The sequence below is a fragment of the Morganella morganii H1r genome (genome assembly GCF_000633515.1).
Lineage (GTDB): Bacteria > Pseudomonadota > Gammaproteobacteria > Enterobacterales > Enterobacteriaceae > Morganella > Morganella morganii_B.
Genome location: NZ_AYMP01000099.1, coordinates 1 through 626 on the forward strand (window position 1 = coordinate 1; position 626 = coordinate 626).

Genomic DNA, 626 nt, shown 5'->3' on the forward strand with positions numbered 1-626 from the left:
GCTTAACCTCACAACCCGAAAGTGTCTTATCCGACAGGCTGTGCTTTGTGATTTCTTTGTCGGGCGGTGCCCGTGATGCTCACATACCTGAGTATGCTCCGCTCACTGTGCTCCGGCCTTCGCGAAATCACTTCGCTCGCCGTGTCGTAGTAACACGTTCTGTTGCTTGGCTGAGAGACTCATCAATATTACCTCGGTGATAATATTGATTGTTTCAATTTTTCAGCTTGTTCCGGATTGTTAAAGAGCATAATAATTCACAGCATACCGTTTCCGGTAAACTCTGAATTATTCTTCAGATATCAGATAATGGTGGAGCTAAGCGGGATCGAACCGCTGACCTCCTGCGTGCAAGGCAGGCGCTCTCCCAGCTGAGCTATAGCCCCATTATTTGGTTTTCCGGGTCACCTTCACCCTTTATTCAAAAGGTGCTTTTTACTGAGACAAGGCGTGGGTTCGCGAAGTTTACTGACGTAAACGAGCGGAGCCGCAACGCAGTATCAGTGAAAAGTGGTAGGCCTGAGTGGACTTGAACCACCGACCTCACCCTTATCAGGGGTGCGCTCTAACCACCTGAGCTACAAGCCTATTCCCGGTATCTGCTTCTTTCTATCAGACAATCTGTG

The 626-nt window shown here is 48.9% G+C and carries 2 tRNA genes; both read right to left on the reverse strand.

Annotation, left to right across the window (positions count from 1 at the left end):
• Positions 1 to 310: 310 nt before the first annotated feature.
• Positions 311 to 386: transfer RNA gene (locus U868_RS0123075), tRNA-Ala, on the reverse strand.
• 125 nt (positions 387 to 511) lie between these two features.
• Positions 512 to 588: transfer RNA gene (locus U868_RS0123080), tRNA-Ile, on the reverse strand.
• Positions 589 to 626 lie beyond the last annotated feature (38 nt).